Raw genomic sequence first — 15,922 nt, 5'->3', positions numbered from 1 at the left:
AGATTCCGGTAAGGATCAGGCAAAAAAAGATCCGGCTAGGTGTATCCGAGGAAGGCGAGGATGGCGGAAAGGACCTGCCGGTCGAGGCAGAGTTCGCGGTGATCGAGCCCGTCGATACCGGTGACCCCTGCGCCAGGCACGTGACCGGCAAGATCGGCGATTTGGTCTTTGGGAGCTCGGCTTTCGCATGTTTGCGAGAACCACCGAGGCTGTGCAAGTTTTCGCTAAAAAAGTGTTCTTCAACAAACACTTAGATCGGTTCCCGTTGACCTTGCGGGGCGACGCTCTTGCGACGTCTTGCGAGAATTTAGAGCCTTGTACGGCTCACGGTGATCACTGGGTGCTGGCGTGTGTACAGGCGTGTTCGCTTAACCCGGCGCGTTTCGAGTTTGGTGGTTTTAGTACCCTTTGGGTATACCAGTCTGCGTATTTTCAAAACTCTCCACTTGCTAAATTTCGAAAATTGGCTATTTTGTATCCTATGAGGCGACAAAATGAGACAAAGCTAAAATGGCTGCTGGAGACCGTCCTGCCAGGTCAGCTGGTCGATACGTCAACGCTGGAGCGTCATGGCATCACGCGCATGCTCGCCCACAAATACATAGACAGCGGCTGGCTCGAACCGGTGGTGCGCGGCCTCTATCGACGGCCGCAGGTTGTCGCTGGCGGCGCAGACTGGCAACGCGTGGTGCGCTCGCTGCAGCACATCATGAACTATTCATCAGTGGTTGGCGGACGGACCGCACTGGAGCTGCAAGGGTTCGCCCATTATCTGCCGATGCGCGGCGATCAGGACGTCCACCTTTATGGCGAAGCCCATCCGACCTGGCTCAAGCGGCTGGATGAGGCGGGCCGCTACAGGCTGCACAGCGCCAAACTGTTCGACATGAAGGCCCATGAGGAAACGACGGAGGTCGACTCCCCCGTTGGCCTGCTGAAGTGTTCAACGCCGGAACGCGCCATCCTTGAATTGCTGGATGAGCTGCCGAAGCATGAGAGCGCTCATATCGTCGATACGGCCTTTGAAGGCCTCGTGTCCGCGCGCCCCCGCCGACTGGAAAAGCTGCTGGCGTCCTGCACCAGCATCAAGGTCAAGCGGCTCTTCTTCGTTTTTGCCGACAAGCATGCTCATGCCTGGCGGCGACATCTCTCGCCGGAGCGGTTCGACCTCGGCTCGGGGCCCCGCGCCCTCTTTGACAAAGGACAGTTTCATCCGCACTACAAGGTCTCCGTGCCGCCTGAGCTGATGCCGCAAAGTGAGGCTCGCCATGGCACGTGAGCGATATGTGGATCAGGTCCGGCTGCTGGTGGATATCCAGCCTGCCGTGGCGGCAGAAGAAGACTTCTGCCCTGAAAGGCGGCACGGCGATCAACCTGCTCTATCGTGATCTTCCGCGCCTGTCGGTCGATGTCGATCTGACCTTCCTGCCGGTCAGGGAACGCGCGCAATCCCTTACGGACATCGACGCCGCCATGACCCGTATCGCTGCGGCAGGCTCGAAAGTGCGAGGCGTGACCGCGACCCGGATCCCGGGCGGTGGCGGCGGCGCCACCCGCGTCCTGTTTCGGCGCGGCGCTGCATCCGTGAAGGTCGAAACCTCCCCTGTGACACGCGGCGTTGTGTTCGAGCCCGAGACCAAACGCGTCTCACCTGCGGTCGAGGACGAATTCGGGTTCGCGGAGACAAGATTGGTCGCGTTCGAGGATCTCTATGCCGGCAAGCTCCATGCCGCGCTTGACCGTCAGCACCCGCGCGACCTGTTCGATGTGAAGCTGCTCTAAGAGCATGAGGGCATTACGGATGATCTCTTCCGGGCCTTCCTCGTCTGTGTCGCGAGCTCCAGCAGACCTCCGCATGAATTGCTGAACCCGAACCTCGCACCCTTATCAAACGTCTTCGAGGCTGAGTTCTCCGGCATGACTGTCGATGCGGTCAGCCTCGCCGAACTGGAGCAAGTGCGGGTCACACTCATTGCAGATGTACAGTCGCGCCTGAACGGCAATGCGGCACGATTTCTGCGAACACTGGTCAATGGCGAACCGGACTTCGACGCCATCGATTTACCATCCGCGGCGGACCTGCCCGCCGTCCAGTGGAAGCTGCAAAACATCCTGAAACTGCGAGACACGAACCCGGAAAAGCACGCCGCGCAGTGCGAAAGCCTCGAATCATTGCTCAACTGATATGTCCTTCGGCATCGCCAACCCGAGACAAGGACACATTCCCGAACGGGAAGACTTCACCAGGCCGCCCACCCTGGTCGAGGAAGATTCCCGATCGGGACGGTTCTGATCAATCTGTTTCAATCGGGTGATGTCGCAGCGCTTTCAATCGCCTTCTGCCTTTTCGAGGGCAGATGTCATCTTCATCACACCCGATGAAAAGCAGGTTGCCGTCGAAATCGGCGAGGGCAGATTCGAAGTTGAAGGCTTCCGGCAGAGCCCGGCCGTCGTCGGCCGGGATTTTCAGCACACGGTCGATTACGGCCGGATCGGTGCCCTCCGGCGCTGGCACGCCTCGCAGCCGAGCACCGGCGGCACAATCAGGATGACGTTATCGGCCCGGGCACCGGACTGCATCGCGGCCGCGGTAGCGATGCAGCCGAACGATGAGCGATGATAGCATCGATCGGCGCCTCGGCCTCACACACCTCGCGCAAGGACCGGCCTGCTTCGTCCCGGCCGAAAGCGCTCGCCTTGGAAGCCCCATGCGCAGGAAGGTCCATCAGGAGAACGGGGCGCGAATTGGCGATGAAGTCCTGCGCGAACTGGCGCCAGATCCGGCGCGTATCGTTCCAGCCATGAACGAACAGGGTCGCCGGCCCGTCATGCGCGCGCCAGAGCGGCGTGGCGCCCACATCGCGGCGCGCGCTGGGCGACAGCATGTTCTGGCCGGGCGCAGCATTGGGCGGCGTCAAAGCGATCTCAGCCAACAGGTCCTGCGCTGCGCGTTCGATCTCATCTGTCATGGACGTTCTCCCGGACGGCATCTTTCGGCGGAAGGCCAAACCGGTCAACGCGAAAGCGTCCGAAACAAAACGCCCGGCCGAGCTTTCGCTGGCCGGGCGCTGGGCAAACTCTGTCAGCCGAGGCTTAGAGAACGCGGTCTTTCAGGTCTTTCGAAGGACGGAACGCGACCTTCTTGGACGCCTTGATCTTGATGGCTTCGCCGGTGGCCGGGTTGCGGCCCTTGCGTGCCGGGCGGGCGCGGACCTGCAAGATGCCGAGGCCGGAGATGCGCAGCTTCTTGCCCTTTTTCAGGTAGCCGCCCATGCGGTCGATGAAGTCGGTGACAACCATCTCGGCTTGTTTCTTCGAGATTTCCTGCGCTTCCGAAACTTCGGCGGCGAGGTGTTTCACGGTCAGCACTTCAGGTGCTGCTTTCTTCGCGGGGGCGGCGGCTTTCGCGGCGACCTTCTTCGCAGGCGCTTTGGCAGCCGGCGCTTTCTTCACCGGCACCTTTTTCACCAGTGCTTTTTTTGCCGGGGCCTTGGCAGCGGCTTTCGGTTTAACGGCCATGTCATTTTCCTTCTGTAAGACAGTGAACGCGGAACACAGCTAAAAACGGGGGTTTCTGGCTGCTACAAACTCTTTCTTGCGGATAATCGACCAAGAGCCGGATCGCATAACTTCGCTTTTGGAATTGCGCAAGAGGCGTCGCATATCAGCGAAACATCAATGAAACGGGTATAAAATGCCTTGAAATAGGCGAAATCTGGCGCTTTGGCCATTTTGGCGAAGCGCCGAATCACCACGGCCGCGGGCGCCCGAAACCCAACTCTATCCGGCTACGGATAAATTTCAGGCAGGCTGCGATCAGCCAAGACCCTTGAGAAGCTCCAGCCCATTGTTCTCGCGCACCTGTGCCGAGTGGCGGCGCAGCATCGTGAGGAACATCTCGTCACCGCGCTCGGTCTGTTTGACGATCATGGCGGCGGCGAAAGCCACCGAGATGCCGTAGAACGAAAACCAGCGATAGTGCGTGTAGAGATCTTCGAAGCTGTAGCTGGTGATACCTTCGGCTTTCAGACAGTCATGATAATGGCGCAGCAGCGCCTGCTCATGCTTCGGGCGATCCTCGCGCGTCAGACCGGCGCCGATGAAATAGGCCACGTCATTGGCCGGCGCGCCCTTGCCTGCGGTCTGCCAATCGACAACGGCCAGCGGCTTCTTCGCGCCGGGTTTGCCGAACAGCATGTTGTCGAGCCGGTAATCGGAATGGGTCAGCGCGTGCGGGCCCTGATAGGCATCGCCCCATTTTGGCAAGCTAGCAGCATAGGCGTCGCCGACTTCGATCTGTTCAGCGTTGATATGCGCAGCGTAGCGATCCTTGAAGGCGGCCCAGAGGCCTGCAATCTGCTCCGGCCCGAGGCCCGGCGGCGGCGCCTTGGCAGAGCCCTGCAGCCAGTCATGTTCGTCCAGAACCGGATCTTCCCAATGCGCGGCGTGGAGCACGGCGGCCGCCTCCATCGCGAGCCTCGCCTCCTCGACGCCGCAGCCTTTCAACTGGTCGCCCTGCTCCGACGGCGCCATGTCTTCCATGATCAGGGCGAAGCGATTGGTATTCTCGTCATAATCCGTGTACAGCGCGTTGGGCGTGATGCGGCCGGCCACCTTCGGAAAAGTCCGGTAAAACATCACTTCGCGCTTGTAATGGCCAAGCAGTTTTGCCGTCGCGACGCTGATTTCATTGGCTGAGGGAAACTTGCCGACCAGCGTTTTTGGCGCGTTCGCGCCGGCGCGGGCATAGTCGAACACGAAGCGGACATTCTCGCCGATCTGGCCCGTGCCAATGGACTTCGCCGTCAGGCTGCGCACGTCGGCGTCGATGCCGATCTCGCCGAACAGCGTGTTGAACCAGTCAGGCGTCAGTTCAAGCGGGTTTGTGTCGAGTCCGGGACGGGTCATGTGGCGGTTTCTTCGGTTTCGGGTTTGGAAGTGGGCGCGCGGCCAGTAAACCGTCGCAGCTGGCCGAGGCGTTCCTCGGCCCGGCGCAGCCCCTTGTCGAGCGCGGCCATGGTGAGGGCAAAGTCGCCGCCGGCCTCCTTGCGCCAGGCCCGCTCGGCCTGGGCTATGACAACGGCAATGGCGATGCGTTTCAGGCTGGCCGGCGCGCCGCCATCATTATCGAGACCGGCTGAGGCAAGCGCCCAGGCGGCGCTGGCATGGCGATGGCCCGGCAGGCGCACGACATGGGTGAGCGAGGTTTCGCGGAACTTCAGGAGCTCGAGGAGACCTGCGCGGCAGGGCTCCATCGCCTCGAAGCGCAGCATGATGACATCGAACAGGCGTTCGCGCGGCGAGGTTTCTTCTGGCACGCCGTCTGCCGACATCGCCCTGTCGAAATAGCCATCCAGCGCTTCGACGAGGTCTTCGCGCCCGGCCACACCGTGAAAGTCCGAAAGCGAGAGCTTCGCCCGGGCGGCAATGTCCGCCAACGGAATATCTGCCCAGGGCCGCGACGCAGCCAGCTCGAGGGCTGCTTTGAGCCCCTTCTCGATGATCTTCTCAGCGCTGGCCAAGGGCCATGCCTCCCGGGGTTAATCCGCCTCTTTTGACAGCTGCCGGTCGCGGGTCGCGGCAGCGCGCAGAGCGTCTCTCAACAATCGAGGCATGCCACCCGTGTCCATCAGGATGTCAAGAGCCGCCTGAGTGGTGCCGCCGGGGGAAGTTACGGCGCGGCGCAGAGCTTCGGGGCCGTCTTCGCTGGCGGCAAGCAGGGCGGCGGCGCCTTCGACCGTGCGGCGGGCGAGGCGCTGGGCCAGGGCGCGCGGCAGGCCTTCGGACTCGCCAGCTTCGGCCATCGATTCGGCCAGCAGGAACAGGTAGGCCGGGCCGCTGCCCGACAGGGCCGTGACGGCGGACATCAGCCCCTCGTCAACCGGCCCATGCACTTCGCCGAGCGGCGCGAGCAGGCTGCGGACCGTTTCATTGTCGGCCGCGCTGAGGCCCGGGGCAGCGCAGAAGACGGTGACGCCCTGCCCGATGGCGCCCGGCGTGTTGGGCATGGCCCGGGCGATGCGGGCCGTGTCCAGACGGCGCGAGAGCTGCGCGATGCGAACGCCGGCCATGATCGAGACGACGAGGGTTTTCGGACCCGCAAAGCCGCGGATCGCTTCAGCCACCTGGGCAAATTGCTGCGGCTTCACGGCGACGACCAGGATGCCGGCCGGCGCTGCCGCGGGGTTCAGCGTGACTTTGCCCGCGGCGGCCCAGCTGGCCACTTCATCCGAAGGGGTCGGCTCGACGATGGTGATCTGGCGCTTCGATTTGGCGTTCAACCACCCGCGCGCGAGCGCGGCGCCCATGCGGCCGGCCCCGACGAGTACAAGCGACGGCGCTGCGGCCATGGGAGGTCTCAGGCCTCGCCGTGAGTTTCGAACATCACCGCGTCGATGGCTTCACGCGGCGACTTGCCGGCCCAGACGAGGAAGTTGAACGCCGGCATGAACCGGTCGGCCGCGCTGACCGCCGCGGCGATGACCGCGCGGACCTCGCCGGGGCTGACCTCGTCGCGGCCCTCCATCGGGAAGGTGTAGCGGTAGATGATGACACCGTCGTCGGACCAGAAGTCGAAATGCCCGACCCAGAGACGCTCATTGGCGAGCATCACGAGTTCGGCGATCGCGCTGCGCTTGGCGGCCATCGCCTTGACGTCGAGGGTGAGGGAGAAGTGGATCGCAGAAGGCTCCGGCCGGTAGGCGAACAGGGCGCCCATATCGCCCCAGCGCGTCTCGGCGACAACCTGAAGGGTGCCCTCCTCGTCGCGCTCGAAGGGCCAGTTGGCGGCTTCCAGCACCCCTTCGACAATGTCGAGCGGATCGATTTCGAAATCGTGGCCAGTCTCGATCTCAAGGCTCATTCGGTCGCCTCCCCTGCGGGTTTCCTGAATTGGTGCCGGATTCGCATGACAAATCCAATCCCGAACAAATCGGGCTGCCCGGGCAATGTCCATGGGCGAGTGCAGTCGCGGAATTATGAAGCAGTGGATTTCGCCTGCGCCGCTTCAAGCGCCGCGATGCGCGCTTCGAGGGTGTCGACCCGGTCGAGCGCGGCGGTGGCGATTGCCTTGAGGGCCTCCACTTCGTCCCGGCCGGCCAGATCCATGTCCGCGATCAGCGCCCGGATGCGGGCCTGCGCGGCGGTCTTGGCTTCCTCGCCTGCCGAGCGCGCGGCACCGAGGGCGCCGGTCATCAGGCTTGCAATGTCATCGAGCAGTGGATTTGTACCTGCCATGCGGCTACTCCTTCGCGCCGGGTATGCCGGTGGACTAACAGATAGGACGCCCGCCAGACAGGGAAAAGACGCCGCATGACAGAACTCCTCGCCGCGCTCAGCGTTTACCTTACCCAGGCTGCGCTGCACTTTCCGGGCTGGAGCCCGGCCCTGATCTCGATCGATTTCGGGTTCATCGGCCTGCCGACCTTCCATCTGCGCTGGTATGCGCTCGGCTATATCGCCGGCATCGGCGGGGCCTGGTGGTACGCGATGCAGCTCTTGAAGCGCCCGAACCTTTGGGGCGGCGAGCCGCCGCTCAGCAAGGACGCGATGGATGACCTGATGTTCTGGATCATCATCGGCATCATCCTGGGCGGACGCCTCGGCTACGTCCTGTTCTATATGGTGCCCTACCAGATGGACGTGCTGACCGCCGATCCGCTGACGGTGATCCGTATCTGGGACGGCGGCATGGCCTTCCATGGCGGCATCCTCGGCGTCGCGACCGTGTTGTGGTTCTTCGCGGCCAAGCGCGGCGTGAAGCTGCTCTCGGTCGGGGACATCGCGGGCGTGACGGCCCCGATCGGCATCGGCCTCGTGCGCATCGCGAACTTTGTGAACGCCGAACTCTATGGTCGCCACACCGATGCACCGGTCGGCTTGATCTTCCCGGAAGGCTATGTGCCGGGCTCGACACCGCCGGCCTATAATTGGGAAACCGGCGAATGGGCCTATACGGGCGCCGAAATGGCCCGCCATCCGAGCCAGCTTTACGAGTCAGTGCTGGAGGGATGGCTCCCCCTGCTCGTCTTGTCCTTGTTGATCTGGAAATTCGGCGCGCTGAAGCGGCCGGGCCTCGTGGCAGGAATTTTCCTGATCCTGTACGGCGTGGGGCGATCTGTTGCCGAAAACTTCCGCGAACCGGATTCTTTTGTCAGCGGACTGCCGGAATGGCTGACCATGGGCATGTTGCTCTCGACCCCAATGTGGATCGGCGGCGCCTGGCTGATTTGGAACGCCTTGAAAGGCAAGGAAAAGAGCGTATAAACGAAAGATTAATACGTAGTTTTACGGACGCTCCGCAAGCGCGCCATCCTGGGGAGGACAGCGCATGAAACCAGATCGCCTTTACCGGCTGACCGCGGCGTGCCTGATCACGCACGAGCTGGAATCGACCCTGCGCCAGGGCCGGAACGCCTTCACGAACACGCTCAGCGGGTATTCATCACTGGATCAGCAGATCTTCCTTTGGGCGCATGTCCCGATCGTTTTGGGCCTGATCTTGCTGGCGGAAACGGGAAACCGGGCCGCGCGCCGTTACGGGCTCTGCGTTTTCGCCGTTGTCCATGTCGGCCTGCATTGGTTCTACCGCAATCAACCTGTGTATGATTTCGGGTCTTTGGCCTCCTGGGTCCTGATTATACTGGCCGGCATATTTGGCGCGGCCTATCTGGTTCCGGCAAAGGCGCGATAGCGCGTTTCAGGGCCTGAATTGCACGATGAGTATTGAAGAGCGACTGGTACGCCTGATCGAGACGGGCGGCCCCATTCCCCTATCCACCTTCATGCAGGTTGCCCTGCATGACCCCAAGGCGGGCTATTATGCGGCCCGGCCCGGCATCGGGCGCGACTTCATCACCGCGCCGGAAACCAGCCAGATCTTCGGCGAGCTGATCGGCCTGTGGCTGGTGCATGAATGGCGCGCGATGGGCGCGCCGGACCGTTTCCATCTGGTCGAGATCGGACCGGGGCGCGGACAGCTGATGCTGGATGCCCTGCGTGCTGCGGGCGCGGCCGGCGGCAATGCTTTCGCCGACGCCATGCAGCTGGTCTTCGTCGAGCCGAGCCCGGTGCTCGCAGCCGGCTTGAAACGGTTGTTTGAGGCCTCAAGCCCGGTCTTCGCCCAGACGTTGGCACAGGTGCCGGAAGGGCCCGCCCTCATCGTGGCAAACGAATACCTGGACTGCCTGCCCGCGCGCCAGTTCCGGCAGGACGATGGCACCTGGCGCGAATGCGTCGTGGGCCTTGATACCGAGAGGCGCCTTGCCTTCGGCCTCGCCGCAGATGAGCCGCGCCCGCCGCACGGCACTGCGCTCGCGGGCGACGTGGTGGAGGTGCAGGTCGGACTCGACCTGGTGGTGGCCGATCTCGTCTCGCGCCCTGCGCCGGTGCGCGCGCTGTTCATCGATTACGGGCCGGACGACAAGGCGCCGGGCGACACATTGCGCGCTTACCGCGAGGGCCGGCAGGTCTCGCCGCTCGACATGCCCGGGGCGTCTGACCTGACCGTCGATGTGGATTTTGGCCGGCTGGCGCGGCTTGCGGCAGCGGCCGGGCTGGACGTGGCGGGACCGACGCCGCAGGGGATGTTCCTGTTGGGCCTCGGCGCCCAGGCGCGCCTGAACCAACTGGTCAACGCCGATCCCGAGGCGGCTGAGGACGTTTTCAAGGCGGCGCGCAAGCTGATCGACCCGAGCGACATGGGCGCGCGGTTCAAGGCGATCTGCCTGTCGTCTTCAGGACTGCCGCCGCCGGCCGGATTCTGACGCCTATTGGCGAACCGGGCGAAGCCCCCATCTAGGCAAGAGCATGAAACGAGGGCGCGTCCATGGCACGACTTTCCATCCTTGAACTCGGCCGGGTGCGCGAAGGCTTCACGCGGGCCGATGCCCTGAACGAAGCGCGGCGCCTGGCGCAGCATGCCGAGGCGCTGGGCTATACCCGCTTCTGGGTGGCGGAACATCACAACATGCCGACCGTGACAACCGCCGCGACCTCGCTGGTCATCTCGCATATTGCCGCGGGCACGAAGACGATCCGCGTCGGCGCGGGCGGCATTATGCTGCCGAACCATTCGCCGTACGTGATTGCCGAACAGTTCGGCACGCTGGAGGCGCTCTATCCGGGACGCATCGATCTAGGGCTCGGCCGCGCTCCGGGCACAGACCAGATGACGCTGCGCGCGCTGCGGCGCGACCCGTCGGCTTCGGAACACTTCCAGGAAGACGTGCTCGAGCTGCAAGCCTGGCTCGGCCCGGTGCAACCTGGACAGAGGATCGAGGCCGTTCCGGGTTCGAATTCCAACGTACCGCTCTGGATTCTGGGCTCGAGCCTCTATGGCGCGCAGATGGCGGCGGCCTATGGCTTCCCGTTCGGTTTTGCCTCGCACTTTGCGCCGCAGATGCTGGATCAGGCGCTCGCGATCTATCGCGGTAGCTTCAGGCCTTCGGCGCGCCAGCCCAAACCGCACGCGCTGATCGGTGTGAACATCATCGCGGCTGAAACCGACGAGGAGGCAAGATATCTTGCAACCTCGCAGCAGATGTCCTTCGCCAACCTCGTACGCGGGAGACGCAAGCTGACCCAGCCGCCGATCGACGACATCGACACCTACTGGACCCCGCAGGAGCGTGCGCAAGCCTCGCACATGCTGAATTTCAGCATCATCGGCAATGCCGAAACCGTCCGTAAGGGGATCATCGCATTGCTGGCGCGAACGCAAGCCGACGAGTTGATGGTGGTGTCCGACATGTACGATCCGGAAAAACGGCGGCGCTCGTTCGAGATCATTGCCGATGCAATGCGCGAGATCGATGCCGGCGCATTGGCCCGCCAGCCTGCCTGAGGCGAGGACCGCAAAGAAAGACCGCATGGGTTAAGGTCTCTGGTCATCCGACAAGGTCACAAACGATCCTGAACACCCGGACGCCATCGTCTCGCTTATCGACACGTTCAGTGTCAGGGCCGTAACCCGTTCGCTTCTGCCTGAAACCCGCTGGAAATGACGTTTCTGAATGCCGCGACCATCCTGCTGGCGGCCTACTTCTCGGACATCGTTCAGTTTCTAGTGCAGTCGGCGCAGCACTCGGCGAGGCACACGGCCCTCGAAGGGCTCGATCTGGTTAGCGGAAAACCGAGGGCGGATCAGCCTGCAACCACCGACAGGCCCAGTATCTTTTCCATGGGATCAAAATCCCTGTCGGCATGCAAAAGCGCTATACTGTTCTCAACACAATACGTCGCGATAATGACGTCGATGGTCTTTCGAACCGTGATGCCTTGTCGGCGCAGTAAGCGGTAGTTCCCGGCGCTCTGCAAGGCGATATCCCGGCCCACCATGTCTCGATACTCAAACTGATCGAGCGCCGTCCTTGCTGCATTAAAATCTCTGGTCGAGCGAAAACCCTGCAAGACTTCCGTCATTATAAGATCGCCAACAATAATCGGAACTTCGCCGAGGCTGGCATCCAGAATGCCCACTTGGGCACTTTCAACGCCGTTGAAGAAATCGATCCAGACCGAACTGTCGACCAGGATCATTCGTCGGTGCGCATCGCGTCGAGCGAGCCTTCCCATTTAAGTTTGCCGCGAAGCTTTTTGACACGGGCCTGTTGGCGCGTTTTCACCAAAAGGCGCAGCGCCTCTGTGACGACATCCTTCTTGGTTTTTGCGCCTGTCACAGCGATGGCTTCTTTGATCAGGGCGTCGTCGATATCGATATTGGTGCGCATGGTGAACTCTCGCAGAGTCGATTCATGTGTATAATTCCTGCATTTATACACATTTTGACGGATGTATGCAAGGCGCACGCATCTGGGTCGCGCAGATCTGCGCGAGCTGCGAAGAACCGCGTCTCGTTTTTCAGGTGTCGCGCTGGCTTTGCCGGAAACTCCTTTTCACTTTTCGGGCCTGCGCTGTGATTGGGTGGTCGGCAGCGCTCAACCCGAAAAGTGGTGCCGGTTTGTCCTCGCCAGCGCTTTGCACGGCTTTGATGGAGCGCGTTGCTGATCGCTCCAATCCGTTGATCTGGATTTGAGGGGTCTCAACTTTGAGCTTGAATGCGCGGCGGCCTCCGGCGGAGCTCGCCGGGGGCCGCCCTGCGTCAACATCTCCGGCAATCCGACAAGATCACAATCGATCTTGAAGACCCAGACGCCGTCGTCTCGCTTACCGACAAGCTCAGCTTCATCGGCGCAACTGTTCGCGTCTGCCTGAAGCCGCGCCAGCTGTATGCTGATGCCTTGGCGCTCCGACAGCAGCTCGAAATCTTCACCGGCAAGATTTTACGCCAGCTCGCCTCATGGCTCGATGATGCATCACAATTCACGCATAAGGCGGTTGAAAGGCCTCCAACATATCAAAATTGAGGCTTTATGTTTCGCCACTGCCGTGGCGTTCGCGCATCGGTTCGATGTTGCGCATCGAAGACTGCGGGCGCCATGCCCCGCAAATCCCTCATGCCGCCGCCGAAATTTGCCAGCCCGGGCGAGCGGCGAACTGGACAGAATGGCCGGTGTCAATTCTAACCGTAACTCGGATTCGGCGCTGGAGCAGGTCATTCGGATGCGTACTTTGATTTGGGCCGCTTTGACCGCCGGCTTGTCCGGACTGGCCTTAACGGCCAGCGCGGACGGGTTTCAGCGCGCGGCGCTCGCCCCGCTCGCCTCACCGGAACTGGTTGCCGAGACGCAGATGCTGCGCCTGGATACCAACCTGCAGAAGGCGATGGAGACCGGGGATTTCGTCGGGCTGGCGGTCACTGTCGTGCGGGGCGGAGAGGTCGCGTTCCTGCGCACTTATGGCGAAACCGAGATCGGCAGCGGCGAGGCGGTCAATCCCGACACGCTGTTCCGTCTGGCCTCACTTTCGAAGGGGTTCGCCTCCAGCCTGGTGGGCCTTGCTGTCTCCGAGGGCCGGCTGTCGCTGGACGAACCGGTCACCGGGTTCGCCCCGGAGCTGGCATTGCCGGGCGGGGCGGAAAAGTTGCTGACCCTCGCCGATATTCTGAGCCACCGGACGAGCCTGCCACCGAACGCTTTCGACAACCTGCTGGAAGCGGGCACCGCGCCGGGCGCGATCCTGCCGCAATACCGGAAGGTCAAATCGATCTGCCCGGTCTCGGACTGCTACGCCTACCAGAACATCCTTTACGACCTTTCATCGCGGGCTTTGGCGCGCGCCTATTCAGAGGCCTATGCCGACCTTGTTGGAGAAAAACTCTTCCAGCCGCTCGGGATGAAGACGGCAAGCTATGGGCTGGACGGATTGGTTGCGGGGGGGAATTGGGCGCGCCCGCACAACCGCAAGCGCCAGACCGATCCGGACCTGCCGCCGAACCCGTGGACCCGGATCGATGTGAAGCTGCCTTACTATACGACGCCTGCGGCTGGCGGCGTGAACGCCTCGATCAATGACATGGCGCAGTGGCTGAAGGCGCAGCTCGGCAACGTGCCGGATGTGCTGCCGCCGGAGGTACTGGACCTCATCCACGCGCCGCAGGTCGCCACCCCGTCCGAGACACGGCGCATGCGCGACGCGCTGCCGGACCTCAGCGCGTCACAATATGCGCTCGGCTGGCGGGTTTACGACTATGCCGGGCAGACGGTTGTTGCCCATAGCGGCTCGGTGGACGGCTATGCGGCGCAGATCATGCTGCTGCCAGACCGCAATACCGGCATCGTGGTGCTCGCTAACGCCCGCTCGAAGCGGATGTGGTCCATTGGCCCCATGTTTCTGGACATGACGCTGGGCTTGCCTGCGCGGGACTGGCTGGCCCTGGAGGATGCAGCGCTGGCAGCCACAACGCCGAACTGAGCCGCCAGACGCATGCCGCCCTTCAGAAGGAAGCGGTCGCAGAATTTTGAAGCGGCCAGGCGATCGACAGGATATTTCCTTCTCCGACAGCTATGTGAATCGACGTTGCCCATCGCGATACATAAACATCACCATCAGGCAGCAGCCCAGAAGCGGCTCCGCTGCCACGTGGAAATACCCCTAAAGCCCGTCGGCGGCCGCAATGTGTCATCGGGCCCGTTGGCCGCTGCAAAGGCAATCCTTGGCCATCGACCTCTGCGGTTGAAGGGCTCATCAGCAATCTGCACGATGCCGATTTATCCCTCCCACGGCCGTCGCACCCGTCCCGGCCGCAACAGGATGGCTACGCCTATGAGGGGGCAAACTTAATTCTTTTTGACTTCCCTCGCGAAGACCGCTGGAACATCCGCCAGTAGTTTCAGGAAGGCCAACATGAAGCTGATCAGCGACGAAATCCTCACAGATACAGGCGCAACCGAGCCCGTCTATCCAGCGAGTTACCCTGAGCTGGAGACAGACTTCGAGCTCTGGAACCCGAACTCCTGGAAACGAGGCCACCCTTACGACCTCTACAGGCGGATGCGCGAAGAGGCGCCTGTCATGTGGTCGAAGGTCAGGCGCCCGGCCTCCAGGTATTGGTCAGTGTCGCGGTATGAAGACATCAAGACCGTCGAGCTTCAGCCTGATATTTTCTCGTCGCAGCGCGGCGGCATCAACCTCGCCGTTCCGGACCGCAAGAACTGGAAGCCCGAGATCTTGATCCGCGCCGCCATGGATAATCTGATCAGCATGGACGAACCAAGCCACATGCAGATGCGGATCCAGCAGAAGGACTTCTTTGTTCCGGCTTATGTGGCGAAGCTTCGTGAGAAAGTCCGCGCCAAGGTCGATGCCTTGTGTGATGATCTTGAGGCCAAAGGACCGGTCGTCGACTTTGTCAAAGTCTTCTCAAACGAACTCCCGCTCTACACGCTTTGCGAAATGCTCGGCGTCGACGAGGCCGATCGCCCGAAGATTGTGTACTGGATGCACTATCTCGAAATGGCGAGCCAGTTCCTCTCCAACCCCCTGACAACCTTTCTCGGAGAGCCCCTCTTTCCCTTCCGCTTCAACAAGGTTGTTGAAGAGATGTTCGCCTACGGCGCGCGTGTCATGGCCGACCGGCGCGCCCATCCGCGCGAAGACCTCCTGACGCTGATCGCGCACTCAAAACTTGACGGCGAAGACCTGCCGCAGGCCTACCTCGACGGCTCCTGGCTTCTGATCATCTTTGCCGGCAATGACACGACCCGCAACTCGCTGTCAGGCACCGTCAAGCTGATGACGGAATGGCCAGAGCAGAGGGCGATCGTTCTGAGTGACCCCGCGATGATCCCGCGCATGTCCGAAGAGGCGCTGCGCATGGTCTCGCCCGTCAAGCATATGCGTCGCACCGCGCTTGAAGATACCGAGATCAACGGCCAGCGGATTGCGAAGGATGAAAAGGTCGTCATGTGGTACGGCGCCGGCAACCGGGACCCGGACGTTTTCGAGAACCCCGACGTCTTCGACATGACGCGGGAAAATGTCTCAAAACACATCGCCTTCGGCCACGGCGTTCACAAATGCCTCGGCGCGAGAGTGGCGCAGATGCAGTTGCAGGTCGCCTACGAACAACTCTTTGCCCGCTTCCCCAAGATCGAGTTCACCGGCGAGATCAGATACGGGCCCAATGCCCTCGTCCATGCGATCTCGAAGCTTGAGGTCAACCTCTATGGCCGCGGGAATGCGCGCCCGACGCAGGTACAGCTGAAAGCGGCCTCCTAGTTTCAGCAACGGCCGCCATACGCCGTTCGTCGCCGCGCAATCGTGAAACGCGTTGGCCGGACAAAAAAGCCGCCGGCGAGCAGGGGGAACTCGCCGGCGACCCTTTCCATCAGTCGGTCATCGCCGCTTGATGGGCTTGGCGGGAAGGCTGAGCGGAATCGCATACTGTGTTTCGGCGTGCAAGTTTGACCCCTTAGACGGGGTTATCGGCGTCCAACTTTGACCCCCCGTTTGGAGTGTTTGACCATCCGCGTTTTGGTAGCGGATGGAGCTGGAGTTGAAGGGCGTGGATACGATTGCGCGG

At 62.1% G+C, this 15,922-nt stretch carries 18 protein-coding genes and 1 pseudogene; 9 read left to right on the top strand and 10 right to left on the bottom strand.

Features of this window, described 5'->3' with window-relative positions; all coding sequences use genetic code 11:
- Nucleotides 1–187 precede the first annotated feature (187 nt).
- On the top strand, nucleotides 188–1,279 hold the full coding sequence (locus GC148_RS12165; protein ID WP_291071032.1) for a type IV toxin-antitoxin system AbiEi family antitoxin domain-containing protein: 1,092 nt from the start codon (nucleotides 188–190) through the stop codon (nucleotides 1,277–1,279).
- A pseudogene (locus GC148_RS15970) lies at nucleotides 1,269–2,184 on the top strand (nucleotidyl transferase AbiEii/AbiGii toxin family protein). Before GC148_RS12165 ends, GC148_RS15970 begins: the two are co-directional and overlap by 11 nt.
- Nucleotides 2,185–2,293: 109 nt before the next feature.
- Here GC148_RS15970 and GC148_RS12150 read toward each other — a convergent pair.
- From GC148_RS12150 to GC148_RS12115, 8 genes are all read right to left on the bottom strand, one after another.
- Entirely contained in the window at nucleotides 2,294–2,515 is a 222-nt protein-coding gene (locus GC148_RS12150) for a hypothetical protein (RefSeq protein WP_291071030.1), read from the bottom strand.
- Nucleotides 2,516–2,543: 28 nt separating this feature from the next.
- Entirely contained in the window at nucleotides 2,544–2,969 is a 426-nt protein-coding gene (locus tag GC148_RS12145; protein ID WP_291071029.1) for a hypothetical protein, read from the bottom strand.
- A gap of 124 nt (nucleotides 2,970–3,093) precedes the next feature.
- Entirely contained in the window at nucleotides 3,094–3,453 is a 360-nt protein-coding gene (locus GC148_RS12140; RefSeq protein ID WP_366063834.1) for an HU family DNA-binding protein, read from the bottom strand.
- Nucleotides 3,454–3,816: 363 nt separating this feature from the next.
- The gene (locus GC148_RS12135; protein WP_291071027.1) at nucleotides 3,817–4,908 is read right to left on the bottom strand and encodes a phosphotransferase; all 1,092 of its coding nucleotides are present in this window, start codon (nucleotides 4,906–4,908) and stop codon (nucleotides 3,817–3,819) included.
- The gene (locus GC148_RS12130; protein WP_291071026.1) at nucleotides 4,905–5,522 is read right to left on the bottom strand and encodes a hypothetical protein; all 618 of its coding nucleotides are present in this window, start codon (nucleotides 5,520–5,522) and stop codon (nucleotides 4,905–4,907) included. The genes GC148_RS12135 and GC148_RS12130 overlap by 4 nt, the downstream gene beginning before the upstream one ends.
- A gap of 18 nt (nucleotides 5,523–5,540) precedes the next feature.
- Entirely contained in the window at nucleotides 5,541–6,350 is an 810-nt protein-coding gene (gene proC / locus GC148_RS12125) for a pyrroline-5-carboxylate reductase (RefSeq protein ID WP_291071025.1), read from the bottom strand.
- 8 nt (nucleotides 6,351–6,358) lie between these two features.
- Nucleotides 6,359–6,862, bottom strand: a complete 504-nt coding sequence (locus GC148_RS12120; RefSeq protein WP_291071024.1) for a YbjN domain-containing protein — start codon at nucleotides 6,860–6,862, stop codon at nucleotides 6,359–6,361.
- A 113-nt stretch (nucleotides 6,863–6,975) separates the two neighbouring features.
- On the bottom strand, nucleotides 6,976–7,236 hold the full coding sequence (locus GC148_RS12115) for an accessory factor UbiK family protein (RefSeq protein ID WP_291071023.1): 261 nt from the start codon (nucleotides 7,234–7,236) through the stop codon (nucleotides 6,976–6,978).
- 75 nt (nucleotides 7,237–7,311) lie between these two features.
- On the opposite strand from GC148_RS12115, the gene lgt reads away from it, so the two are divergent.
- The 4 genes from lgt (at nucleotide 7,312) to GC148_RS12095 (ending at nucleotide 10,843) form a co-directional block, all read left to right on the top strand.
- Complete coding sequence (gene lgt, locus GC148_RS12110) at nucleotides 7,312–8,265, top strand: prolipoprotein diacylglyceryl transferase (protein ID WP_291071022.1); 954 nt, start codon at nucleotides 7,312–7,314, stop codon at nucleotides 8,263–8,265.
- 64 nt (nucleotides 8,266–8,329) lie between these two features.
- Nucleotides 8,330–8,692, top strand: a complete 363-nt coding sequence (locus tag GC148_RS12105) for a DUF6713 family protein (RefSeq protein ID WP_291071021.1) — start codon at nucleotides 8,330–8,332, stop codon at nucleotides 8,690–8,692.
- A gap of 25 nt (nucleotides 8,693–8,717) precedes the next feature.
- A complete protein-coding gene (locus GC148_RS12100) occupies nucleotides 8,718–9,764 on the top strand; it encodes an SAM-dependent methyltransferase (protein WP_291071020.1) in 1,047 nt (348 codons plus the stop codon).
- 62 nt (nucleotides 9,765–9,826) lie between these two features.
- On the top strand, nucleotides 9,827–10,843 hold the full coding sequence (locus tag GC148_RS12095; protein WP_291071019.1) for an LLM class flavin-dependent oxidoreductase: 1,017 nt from the start codon (nucleotides 9,827–9,829) through the stop codon (nucleotides 10,841–10,843).
- Between the two features lie 299 nt (nucleotides 10,844–11,142).
- On the opposite strand, the gene GC148_RS12090 is transcribed toward GC148_RS12095, so the two are convergent.
- Both GC148_RS12090 and GC148_RS12085 read right to left on the bottom strand, forming a co-directional pair.
- Complete coding sequence (locus tag GC148_RS12090; protein ID WP_291071018.1) at nucleotides 11,143–11,538, bottom strand: PIN domain nuclease; 396 nt, start codon at nucleotides 11,536–11,538, stop codon at nucleotides 11,143–11,145.
- Nucleotides 11,535–11,729, bottom strand: coding sequence for a type II toxin-antitoxin system VapB family antitoxin (locus tag GC148_RS12085; protein ID WP_291071017.1), 195 nt, complete (start codon nucleotides 11,727–11,729; stop codon nucleotides 11,535–11,537). Before GC148_RS12085 ends, GC148_RS12090 begins: the two co-directional genes overlap by 4 nt.
- A 327-nt stretch (nucleotides 11,730–12,056) precedes the next feature.
- On the opposite strand from GC148_RS12085, the gene GC148_RS12080 reads away from it, so the two are divergent.
- From GC148_RS12080 to GC148_RS12070, 3 genes are all read left to right on the top strand, one after another.
- Nucleotides 12,057–12,365 carry a hypothetical protein gene (locus GC148_RS12080; RefSeq protein ID WP_291071016.1) on the top strand — a complete coding sequence of 103 codons (309 nt, stop codon included), beginning with the start codon at nucleotides 12,057–12,059 and terminating at the stop codon, nucleotides 12,363–12,365.
- A 196-nt stretch (nucleotides 12,366–12,561) separates the two neighbouring features.
- Entirely contained in the window at nucleotides 12,562–13,812 is a 1,251-nt protein-coding gene (locus GC148_RS12075; RefSeq protein ID WP_291071015.1) for a serine hydrolase domain-containing protein, read from the top strand.
- A gap of 432 nt (nucleotides 13,813–14,244) precedes the next feature.
- Nucleotides 14,245–15,618, top strand: a complete 1,374-nt coding sequence (locus tag GC148_RS12070; RefSeq protein WP_291071014.1) for a cytochrome P450 — start codon at nucleotides 14,245–14,247, stop codon at nucleotides 15,616–15,618.
- Nucleotides 15,619–15,922: the final 304 nt, after the last annotated feature.

This window comes from Hyphomonas sp. (assembly GCF_016125515.1).
Classification (GTDB): Bacteria; Pseudomonadota; Alphaproteobacteria; order Caulobacterales; family Hyphomonadaceae; genus Hyphomonas.
This window is presented reverse-complemented; position numbering and strand designations above follow the sequence as displayed.

Coding starts and splice junctions, on each gene's coding strand:
- GC148_RS12165 (WP_291071032.1), top strand. CDS start 188: ATGTTTGCGAGAACCACCGAGGCTGTGCAAGTTTTCGCTAAAAAAGTG.
- GC148_RS12145 (WP_291071029.1), bottom strand. CDS start 2,969: ATGACAGATGAGATCGAACGCGCAGCGCAGGACCTGTTGGCTGAGATC.
- GC148_RS12135 (WP_291071027.1), bottom strand. CDS start 4,908: ATGACCCGTCCCGGACTCGACACAAACCCGCTTGAACTGACGCCTGAC.
- proC (WP_291071025.1), bottom strand. CDS start 6,350: ATGGCCGCAGCGCCGTCGCTTGTACTCGTCGGGGCCGGCCGCATGGGC.
- GC148_RS12120 (WP_291071024.1), bottom strand. CDS start 6,862: ATGAGCCTTGAGATCGAGACTGGCCACGATTTCGAAATCGATCCGCTC.
- GC148_RS12115 (WP_291071023.1), bottom strand. CDS start 7,236: ATGGCAGGTACAAATCCACTGCTCGATGACATTGCAAGCCTGATGACC.
- lgt (WP_291071022.1), top strand. CDS start 7,312: ATGACAGAACTCCTCGCCGCGCTCAGCGTTTACCTTACCCAGGCTGCG.
- GC148_RS12105 (WP_291071021.1), top strand. CDS start 8,330: ATGAAACCAGATCGCCTTTACCGGCTGACCGCGGCGTGCCTGATCACG.
- GC148_RS12100 (WP_291071020.1), top strand. CDS start 8,718: ATGAGTATTGAAGAGCGACTGGTACGCCTGATCGAGACGGGCGGCCCC.
- GC148_RS12095 (WP_291071019.1), top strand. CDS start 9,827: ATGGCACGACTTTCCATCCTTGAACTCGGCCGGGTGCGCGAAGGCTTC.
- GC148_RS12090 (WP_291071018.1), bottom strand. CDS start 11,538: ATGATCCTGGTCGACAGTTCGGTCTGGATCGATTTCTTCAACGGCGTT.
- GC148_RS12085 (WP_291071017.1), bottom strand. CDS start 11,729: ATGCGCACCAATATCGATATCGACGACGCCCTGATCAAAGAAGCCATC.
- GC148_RS12080 (WP_291071016.1), top strand. CDS start 12,057: ATGCGCGGCGGCCTCCGGCGGAGCTCGCCGGGGGCCGCCCTGCGTCAA.
- GC148_RS12075 (WP_291071015.1), top strand. CDS start 12,562: ATGCGTACTTTGATTTGGGCCGCTTTGACCGCCGGCTTGTCCGGACTG.
- GC148_RS12070 (WP_291071014.1), top strand. CDS start 14,245: ATGAAGCTGATCAGCGACGAAATCCTCACAGATACAGGCGCAACCGAG.